Origin of the sequence: Nostoc sp. JL23 (assembly GCF_017115065.1) — a bacterium.
GTDB lineage: Bacteria > Cyanobacteriota > Cyanobacteriia > Cyanobacteriales > Nostocaceae > Nostoc > Nostoc punctiforme_A.
In genome coordinates this window covers 1-10,376 of the sequence record NZ_JABXKN010000113.1, presented here as the reverse complement: position 1 = coordinate 10,376, position 10,376 = coordinate 1, and the positions used below count along the sequence as shown (strand labels likewise).

Annotated in this window: 7 protein-coding genes; 5 read left to right on the top strand and 2 right to left on the bottom strand. The window is 41.7% G+C overall.

Going from position 1 to position 10,376, the window contains the following annotated elements:
- The 5 genes from HWQ42_RS23080 to coaBC all read left to right on the top strand — a co-directional run.
- Nucleotides 1-3,078: hypothetical protein (locus HWQ42_RS23080; RefSeq protein ID WP_292816443.1), on the top strand; the 3,078-nt coding region annotated here is incomplete at its 5' end.
- A gap of 101 nt (nucleotides 3,079-3,179) precedes the next feature.
- Nucleotides 3,180-7,013: a helicase-related protein gene (locus tag HWQ42_RS23075; RefSeq protein ID WP_292816441.1), complete on the top strand. Its 3,834-nt coding sequence runs from the start codon at nucleotides 3,180-3,182 to the stop codon at nucleotides 7,011-7,013.
- A gap of 171 nt (nucleotides 7,014-7,184) precedes the next feature.
- Nucleotides 7,185-7,805, top strand: a complete 621-nt coding sequence (locus HWQ42_RS23070; RefSeq protein WP_292816445.1) for an alpha/beta hydrolase — start codon at nucleotides 7,185-7,187, stop codon at nucleotides 7,803-7,805.
- 154 nt (nucleotides 7,806-7,959) lie between these two features.
- Nucleotides 7,960-8,172 carry a DUF2555 domain-containing protein gene (locus HWQ42_RS23065; protein ID WP_094351471.1) on the top strand — a complete coding sequence of 71 codons (213 nt, stop codon included), beginning with the start codon at nucleotides 7,960-7,962 and terminating at the stop codon, nucleotides 8,170-8,172.
- Between the two features lie 79 nt (nucleotides 8,173-8,251).
- The gene (gene coaBC / locus HWQ42_RS23060) at nucleotides 8,252-9,463 is read left to right on the top strand and encodes a bifunctional phosphopantothenoylcysteine decarboxylase/phosphopantothenate--cysteine ligase CoaBC (RefSeq protein WP_292816440.1); all 1,212 of its coding nucleotides are present in this window, start codon (nucleotides 8,252-8,254) and stop codon (nucleotides 9,461-9,463) included.
- Here the strand turns inward: coaBC and HWQ42_RS23055 are convergent.
- Nucleotides 9,434-9,679 (bottom strand): hypothetical protein, encoded by a 246-nt coding sequence (locus HWQ42_RS23055; RefSeq protein WP_292816438.1) that lies wholly within the window; start codon nucleotides 9,677-9,679, stop codon nucleotides 9,434-9,436. The two genes, coaBC and HWQ42_RS23055, sit on opposite strands and share 30 nt — an antisense overlap.
- Nucleotides 9,680-10,046: 367 nt before the next feature.
- Entirely contained in the window at nucleotides 10,047-10,328 is a 282-nt protein-coding gene (locus HWQ42_RS23050; protein ID WP_292816437.1) for a hypothetical protein, read from the bottom strand.
- Nucleotides 10,329-10,376 lie beyond the last annotated feature (48 nt).

Genomic DNA, 10,376 nt, shown 5'->3' with positions numbered 1-10,376 from the left:
GGCTGCCGTCGGCAGCCCCTTCATCCCCCCTTTAAAATGATTATCATTACTGTTGGTGGAATAGTTTATTTTCTGGAAGTCCCTATGTATCGGCTATTTTTCACACAACAATTTCAAAAAGCTTTTAATCCTGCTCAAGGTGGTGGGTTTATTCAAAACTTATCGATGCCAGCACATGGAAATAGGTCACGCGTTGGCGGCTGTTTGAGTGATGGCAATGCTACAAAGTTACCGGGTGCGATAGACAGATTAATGACTGCTATTGATCAAGCACTGAATACTGCTGTGCCTTCCGATAGCTTATTATCGACATTGCTGTTAGATGACGCTGAGAAGCAGCTCGAACAACTTGGCAAAAAAGTAGGTACGTTTTTCCGAAATATGCCCAATACTGCCAACCTCATACCCATAGCATTTCAAGCTGGAGATACTAAGGCTAACAAGTCTGTGGCAACAGTTATTTCTGCACGCGAACGAGTTGAAAATACTGATTATTTTGAGCAAATGTGCAGTGCTGCCGCAAAATATTTGGAAAACGAACTTGGCAACGATGAAGATGAAGTTAATTCATCGATCGCAACTTTGAAAGAAGAAAAAAATCGATACGATAGCCAAATCCAGCGTTTTTTAAATTTCATAGACGACGAAGCATTGTCACGCGTCCGATTGACAATTAGCTTTCGGATTATGGAAGCGATCGCAGACGATGCTCGATCGAGTAACGATGGAGATTACCAACTTTTAGTAGAGTATGTCAATCGAATACGCATTCTAGTTGAATCTGCTAAAGAAGAAGACTATACGTTTGATTTAACGGCTCATTTCGGTAGTGCAGCTGAGTTCGACTTGACCGATGAACTTAGCAAAGCAACCTTTTATTATTGTCTAGCTGTTTGGCCTGAGTGGACAACTCAAATTTTTGAGAAAAAGACTGAAAATCAAGTTGAGCGTGAAGTCAGCTATCGTTTTCGAGTCAATGGAGACAACCCAGAATTAGGCAAACCTGCTTTTGAAGTACGAATTGAGAAAATTAAAAAATATTTACTCAGTGACGATCAATCTTCCTTACAAAAACCTTGGGAACTTTGTCGTCGTTTAGCTCAACTCATCTTTTTGACAGTCGTCATTCCTAAACAGGATGAAGTCTCGCTAACTAAAGAATTACTAACCGATGTGGTGAATCAACTCCGAACAAATTTTCAATCGCAGGGTAAGGAAGCTATTAGCCAGACTTTAGACGAATTACAGGAACGCTCCCAGTCAATGAAATCTATTGCTAAGGCTTTGACGAAAGTACTGCGCGACAAGAGCCAAAAAGTCATACTTCAAGCTCAGGATCGCTCCTCAGAACAATTCATCTGTGTTAAAAGCAGTATCATTAATTGGGATCGGCTAGAAGGTGCAACACCAGACGTAAGAAAGTTGCTTGTAGAGCGACAAGAAAATTCCAGCGAACAGGTTGAATGGTTTAAACATATTGAAATTTGTGAGCAACCAGCAACATCAGGACTTCTATTTTCAGTTAAGGTTACTGCCGAGCTTTCGGAATACGACTTAATAACTAAAGGTACACGTAGTCAAATACGGGCAAAGCGTTTATTGCCACAGAAACTCCTCCAAGTTTGTTGGGTTCCTCGTTCTTGGCAAAAGGGACAAGATGGTAAATTGACTTATGAGCTTTCTAACAATGCTTCTCAAGCAGAAACAGAATGGTTATTACCAGCCGCCATCATAGTGGAATACGATGTTGAAACAGTAAAGCGGCGAGCCAATACAAGAGGCTCTGAGGAAAATAAGCAGTATCATGCAGCCGCAGTTACCGCCTTTGCTGTACTAGTTTACTGCTGTTTGTGGAAACTCATCACACGATTGCAAAAACGTGGTCAGAAAGAAAAATCGGTTGATTTTACAACCTTAATGCTGCGACTGCAAGAAACAGGAAAAGAACTAGATGATGAAAATAAGGACAAGAGCGGCGATGCTTATATTTATGCAGCTGCCCAAACCTTGGAAGCCATACTAGGTGAAGATACCCCGATCCGAATGCAGGGACTTATTCTAGAAAATCTGGCGAACCAACCTAAAAAGACACAAGAATTTATTAAATCTGGTACTTTTAATGCATTATTGAGTGCATTTCAACTTTGCATCAGTAGGCGATATATACATTCAGCCCCCAAGATTGGTTTAATTTCCTACGCCAGCCGTCCCTGTAACGAGGGGAATTTTCTCAATGATGCTGAAAAGGCTTATCTTTTTCTCACTCAAAGTTATATTGCTACAGCCGTTAGTGAACCGTTTATCGGTTATGAACTCAAGAGAGAACGGATGCAGTCTGATGTGCTTGATTCTCAAGAACAATTGAAAACGCAACGCTCAGTCAAAGAAGAAATTCGTCACCTCAGAGCTAAAGGATGTCAGCACATTATTTTATTAGTTCATGCCTATGGCGATCGCCGCATTAATCGAGCCGCAACTTACAATTCTTCTTTAATACCTACAGAATTTTTAGAAGAAGTCTTTCAAACTTTTCCTGATATCAACATTTACCCAATGGTGCGGGATGTATTTCCTGCTACACGCTTGCGCGATCGCGGATACAATGAAGCAGCATTTGAAATTTTGCAAGCTGGAGACCATTCAGATTTTCAACGCTCCGTTAGAGCAGACGACTCCCGTGATTTCATTCCGGTTTATACTTTTGCCACACTTTATGCTATTCAAGCAGAAGAGCGCCTACAATCTGGTTTCTGCATCTATTTTCTAGTATCGGATGCAAAAGTTAGCGATATCAACTGGACTGAACGCGCTCGTCAGCATTTGATAAATCCAGAACGGAAGTCTCCTATTCATGACTGCTTACTAGATGTGCTGCGGGGCTTGCATTTTCTCGAAGCTGAACGAGGTGTGCAAAAAGGTCAGCTGATCCCAGTACTAGACCCATTTAGTTGGATAGCGCCTACTACAGTTGAAGGGGCTGGCGAAGTGAAAGTTCTCCACACTCGCCGCAAAGGACAGGTATTCCTTAATTATCGCGCTGTACTTACCCACGTTTCTCAAGTTCTGCACAGGAAGTAATGGAATCATCCCTTCTACAACAAGCCTCTATTTGGGGGCAGGTATTTGAAATTGCTGTTAAACGCGGTGTTTTACAATAGTTGATTCACAGAAACTTACTTTTGAACGATCATTCTGTTCTCCAGCCTTGGCAATCTTACAAAAATTCAGATATCTCCCACCAACTGGTGAAAGAATTCAAAATAACAGATGCCAATAACAAAGAATGGGTGGAAACAATGCTACGTCATCTGCTGGTACTCGGCTATGGTTTAGGTTGGACAGCAATGCGTGAGTGTCTCAACCACAGTCAAATTAGACAACCTAAACTAGAAGCAATTTGGTGTCCGTTGACATTGCCAGGACAGCAAATGCAACGGGATGAAGAAAAAGAAGAGACAGCAAAAGCATTTCAAGAAGCTTTCAACCTACCAGGAAAACCAGACGAGAACTTAGTCAAGCGTGGACAACCAGCCAGAGCCGATTTTATTTTATGGCTGTCCAACGAATTTAGCCCTTCCAAAGATGAGAAAACTGCCTCCTCTCAGCCACAAAATCCAAAACACAAAAAAATTGAGAATTTAATTATCTGCCTGGAATTTTCGTATAACGCACCCCTCAAATTTGCAGATTTTCAAAAAGAAGCTCCTCATAGAGAAGAAATTAGTCGCTATGCCCGTTACATTGAATCACGAGGGGTTTTCTCTAGAGTTTGTGCAGAGGTCGAGGGTGAAGATTTTTCACTCTCTAAAAGGTTGGAAAACTTTCTTTCAGCATTTAGTGGTCAAGATAAACCATTATTTAAGCTCTGTCAGGCATCATCTTATACCGATCGCCTGATTCATCTGTTGCGCGTGCATAAGCGATTAGAAGGAAGTTGTAACGCTAGAGCGATCGCTGTCACATCCAATGGTATTGAAAGTCTTGCTGCTCAATTCTGGGGTGTGGAACCAGAACCAGATACTAGAGCCAAGTTAATGCAATCATTGGGACAAGCATATCGCAAGGCTAAACATTCAGATGATGATGTGCCACTCGATCTAGATGCAGAAATTCGTTTGGTGTTCAGAAAGTTAGTGCGATCGCTACCCTCTGCTTTTAAAGAACAAGCACAACATCTAGCTGAAAACCCAACTCTAGGTCAATATCTGCACTTTCTCTTTCAGGAGAATGTAGAGGGATTCTACAATCCAATGGGTGAAATTAGCAAGGCTGAGGCGATCGCATCTATTGAAGACAACGACGCATTACTTGAGTTCTTTGGAGGCAACCCTATTACCCCAATTGCCGATTGTATCAATGAAATCAATCCCAATAAGGCAACAATTCCTCTGCGACAAGTACACGAGGCAGCAGTATTTGCTGGTATAACTGCTGCTCAAGTCGGTAAAATTAACGTCCTAGCTTTGGAAGGAAATCCAGGTATTGGTAAAACTACTGCTGTGATGAAATTTCTTAAACAGCAAAAGCAGCAGTCTCAAGGGTTCTTATTTTTGTATCTCAGTCCGCGAGTTGTAATTAATCGAGATGTTACCGACAAACTTGCTAGAGACAACAATCGTCCCACTGAGATATTAACCATCACCAGCAATAAAAATTTGATTGTTGCAGCACCCGAATGGTATAAACAACAGGTTCAGCAAAACAACTTTCCACCTCGCTTGATCGAAAGTGGCGTTGTTGTCGATGGTATCGAAAAACTCACACGTCCTGATGAGCATATCTTCTTCCTCACCCCAGAACAAGAACATGATATTGATTGCAATATCGTCGGCTCGACTCGGTTCAAACGCCGCCTCAACGAACGGGATTACAGCGTAGAATCGCTTAAAAGTCCTGGTGTATTGGGTACCATAGCAAAGTCAGCCCAAATATTGCTCAAAGCCAATCCCCAAGTTGATCAGCTCGTAATGACTGCTGCTATCCAAGGTTATCGAACGCTCAACGATCAATCAACCACAGTTAATGCCCTCAGCAAATTATTTGTAAAACAAGATCCCAATACTAAGCCGGGAAAAAAGGAACGTTCAGCATTTGCAGCGCGAATTCCCACCATAGTTGTCATGGTAGATGAACTCGCTGGTGATGGTGCAGGTGCGCCCTTTGTCCGTAAGTTAGCAGAATGGTTGGAACAGCAATTTATTAAACCGTTTGATACAAATCAATCTCCGTTTAAAATTGTGCTGATTCTTGCTGATGCCTCACTTAGCAATGAAGTTGTGTTGGATAGCTTTTTGAACTCAGGCGATCGCGCTCCTGATAAAGTTCTAATAAGTCAAAGTCGAGGTGAAGCAGCGTTTCGGGTGACAGGCACTCATACAAAAATTGGCCTCAAAAAACACCCAACGCTACACGTCATGACAAATAGCTATCCCGCCAGTAAACTCAGTATTGACTACAGTATTAGGCTGTCACCCATTAAACCAGGTCAAAACAGTGACGGCACAGAGCAGACAATTAGACAAGCAATTCGAGAAAAATCAGAAGAGGAATCGCTAACAAATGCCTACTTAGAAATCAAGAGTGGCTTACAACAGGGAGCAGAGCAGTTAATTTTCTTTGCTCAGGATAAAGCTTTTCTACGTCAGTTGCAGGAAAAATTAACCACTGGTAAAGAAGCTCTGGTAAACAGAGAACAGGTGGAGGTTTTGGATCAAAGTGTATCACCCGATCGGCGATTGAAATTAGTCAAGCCGCCACGACGAGATGAAGTTCGAGTTTTTCTCATGACTTCTTCAGGCGCAAGAGGTGTTTCTTTCCCGAAAACAGATTGGATTATAGCTGCAATTCCCCGATTTAATATTGAAGCTGCTTTAATGGAAGTCGCGCAATTAATTTACCGGGGTAGAGGAATGTATACAGATCCAGAAACCGGAATGGAAGTTTCTGGAGATAACAAAGATAGACGCTTAGTTATGCTAATCAATGATTTCATCATTGAAAGAGAGGACATTGATCCTAAAAGACTATGGTTGCGTCAATCCAGCGATTTATTGACTTTGCTGGTAATGTTGCGCTCTACAATTCACACCCGCATCAAAGGTGATGCAGGACTTAATAAAAACCGAATTGCATTTGTCCCAGTTGGCTCTGTTGGCGATGAGGAATTGCTGCGTTTAATGTCTGATGATGTCTTAGATTTCTTGCGTGAAGCCAAAATTTTTATCAGTGATAGTCATCCTCAAGAAGCAAAAGCAATTGTCAAAAAAGCGGAGCAGTTAACTGCAAACATCTTTAAACATTTTGACTTGAGAGGTCAATCATTAGAAAAAAATGCCAGGTCCTATGCAAATTATCAAACTTTACAAGCTTTGGTTAAAACTGTTTCTAGGATTTCAAGCCGATTATTACCAACTTTAGATAATGACGAGTTACAGATACCGGATAATCTAACTTGTATCGGGCCTTTCTGGATAGAAGATTGGAGCGATCGCCAAACTGAAGAAATATTTAGCTTTGAAGCATGGAAAGCTGATGTTAAACAAAATAGCAGTCGTCTTTTAGGATCGCTAAAAGAAATTGCCGAAAGCCAGAAGTTCAAATTTCCCTCAAAACTCAAACGTCCTGCCAATGAACTATACAAACTATTGAGTCGGGAACAAGAAGGATTTGTTATTGAATCTTCCACACGTCAAGCATTAAAAACTAAAAACATAGTTATTGGCTTACCTCTAGACTATCCCCATTTCTGGAATGAACAATCAGAAGATGATACTCGCCAACAGGTATTAGAAGATCCGCAAGCTTGGAGAAGTGCGCTAGGACGTTCTCTAACTCCTCAAGGCTTAATCATACCTGTAGTACCTCACTATCGAACATTTCCTTGGATAGCTGTAGCAGGTAGACGGATTTTTACACAATTAGAAACAGTTTTTAGCGATCGCTACTTTATGGCATCCAGTGAATTAAATCTTCTCAATACCATCTTGCTTGAAGATGAAGCAGATAACAAATAGTTAATGTTATTAGGAATTACTTAGCGCAAAGTCAAATTCTTCAACCAAACTACGGGTAAATTAACTTGACGGCGATCGCATTCTTTAGGCAAGCAGCAAATACCGTTAAATACTAAGTCTGCTTGAAGAGATAGGATCTATGTACAAAAGTAGAATTTTAGGAGTAAACCTCTGTCTTTACAAGCTCTTACCGTTCCCACCGCGACTTCTCAACCCCCAGCAGGCTTAATTGTCACTTTGCATGGTTGGGGTGCTAATGCTGAGGATGTAGCATCTTTGTTACCATTGCTCAATTTACCCGATTACCAGTTTGTATTGCCCAATGCACCTTATCCTTATCCCTATTCCCCCATAGGGAGGGCATGGTATGACCTGCGGGTGGAAAATATGTATGAAGGGTTGGCAGAAAGTCGGCAAGTGCTAACAGATTTCTTGGAATCTTTAGAAAGTACTACTGGCATACCTTTGTCACGTACCATTTTGAGTGGATTTTCTCAAGGTGGAGCAATGACTTTAGATGTCGGCTCAAAATTACCCTTAGCAGGTTTAGTTGTCATGAGCGGGTATTTACATCCTGACGCGCTAACGGCAGCTAAAAGTAGGATTCCGCCGACTTTAATCACTCACGGTAGATATGATGAAGTTGTGCCCCTGAAAGCTGCTTTGAAGGCACGAGAAACTCTCAAGTCTCTAGGAGTGGCAGTAGAATACCACGAATTTGATATGGGGCATGAAATAGATCCAAAAACGTTAGAGGTGCTACGAAATTTCGTTGTAAATACAATTGCTTAGTCAGGATTACGAATTTTTTATAAATTCTGGTACAAATTCTGACAATTTTCACGAACTTAATGACTTCTAATGAGTAATATATATTGGGTGGCTGCGTTCAGCGCAACTTAACCCATGCTGAAGGCGAGTGCTGCATAAGGGAGGGGCAAGTATTATGACAACTCTAAGCATTTCCCAAAAAGAAATTGCTGCCATGAGTGCAGTAGAAGTAGAAGAACTAGCTACACGTCTGGAACTGGATAATTATAGTAATGCTTTTGAGGGTTTAAATGATTGGCATCTATTGCGAGCGATCGCATTTCAGCGTCCAGAGTTAGTTGAACCCTATATCTACCTCTTAGACTTGGAACCCTATGATGAAGCTTAGTTGAGAGTTAGGAGTTAGGAGTTAGGATTTATAACTATTTAGTACTAATTTTTGAACGACTCACTCCTAACTTTTTACCATGACTAATCCAAAATTGAACAGGGTTCTCATTGGTGTAGGTGGCGGTATCGCCGCCTACAAAATCTGTGAATTGGTTTCGACGCTGTTTAAAACTGGGGTAGAAGTCCGAGTTATCCTCACCCGTTCGGCGCAAAAATTTATCACGCCTCTGACTTTATCAACTCTATCTCGTCATCCCGCCTACACAGATGATGATTTTTGGCAACCAACTCACTCTCGTCCGTTACATATTGAGTTAGGTGAATGGGCAGATGTCATGGTAATTGCCCCTTTGACAGCTAATACATTAGCCAAGTTAGCCTACGGGATGGCGGATAATTTACTCACAAATACCGTGCTGGCTTCTACTTGTCCCGTGCTGTTAGCACCCGCCATGAATACTGATATGTGGGAACAGCGATCGGTGCAACGGAATTGGCAACAGTTATTGATAGATAGCCGATATCATGGGATGAATACAGCATCAGGATTATTAGCGTGCGATCGCATTGGTGCTGGTAGATTAGCAGAACCTCCAGAAATATTTGCTCACATCCAATCGCTGTTACACACTCAAGGTAAACGAGATTTAGTAAATAAGCGAGTGTTAATTAGCACTGGGGGAACGCGAGAGTATCTTGACCCAGTAAGGTTTATTGGTAATCCTTCCACAGGTAAAATGGGATTGGCGCTATCTCAAGCAGCATTTCATCGAGGAGCAAATGTCACTCTGGTACATGGCCCAGCTAATTGGGATGTACCATTGGGAGTACAAGCGATTCCCGTTGTTAGTGCAGACGAAATGCAGCACGTCATGGTGGAATATTTACCCAACGCTGATATCATTGTCATGTCAGCAGCCGTGGCAGATGTGAAGCCACGAGATTATAGTACAGAGAAATTGCCCAAGCGATCGCTCCCCCAAGCTTTACCTCTGGAACCAGTAGCGGATATAGTTGCCCAGTTAGCACAACATAAACAGCCGCATCAAATATTAATTGGTTTTGCTGCACAAACTGGTGATATTGTCAAACCTGCGTTAGAAAAATTACACAATAAAAAACTTGATGTTATTGTTGCCAATCCCATCGATCAACCTGATAGTGGTTTTGGGAGTGATAATAATCAAGCCATATTTTTAGATAGTCAAGGAAATCAGGTAGAAATTGCACCTTGTTCTAAATTAGAAATGGCACATCAATTATTTGATTTTGTCATCACGGAATTTTAGATTTTCAATTTTGCCGGAAGTAGGGATAATTGATGAATTGCCCCAACGTGAAAATCTTTCTTTTCGGCTATTGTTTGCATAAAATTCAACAACATACGTCCTGTAAAGCACTGCCTCATCCAAAAGATGAAAATCTGCGTCGATTGCGTCAAGTTGATCCCAAGCAATGGAAACAAGAGAGCGGCTATATCGACGTTCTTTGTCTGAAACTGCCATGTTTTGGCTCAAGGTAATTTTTAGAGGCAAGTTACGACGATGCTTTTTTGACAATCTTGCCGCCCTTGTTATTTCTTCAATGTGCTGCCCTCATAAATGCATCAGCTCACAAACAAGATAGTTTTTATCGTAAATTAAAGGGTTTAAATCCCCGTCTGAAATGTCTAAAATGTTTGAATTTTGTTAGCGCAGCGTAAAGCCTTCTCTTCTCTTTCAGAGACGCTAACGCGAACGAGAGGCAACGCCTTCGGCATGGCAACTCTTAGAGAGGCTGCGCCAACGCTTTGAGCGAGTCCGCGTACTCTTTAAGAGTTGCAAGCTACGCTTTTAGCATCTCGTAGAGAGCGTCATTTTGAATTTTGAATTGTTAACGTCCTGTTTCACCTATCTGATCTGCATCGTCTGCTACTCCATTGCGAAAGCGTACTTCTAAGCCGTGTTCTGGGTCCCAGGAACACTCAGCTAGCAACTCAAAGGTAGGAATATGCCGGTCATACTCAACATGGGGCGGCACATAGATATATGAGAAAGTGACCTCATCCCAGACCTGAATGGGATTAGCCAGCAGCGGCATTGACTCATCTCCAATCATGTCACGATATACATCATAATTTTGCAGCACCAGAGGAGCAGTGATGCGTAATATCATGTTCGGATAATCACTTATGATAAAAGTAGGGATGAAAACGATGAACTA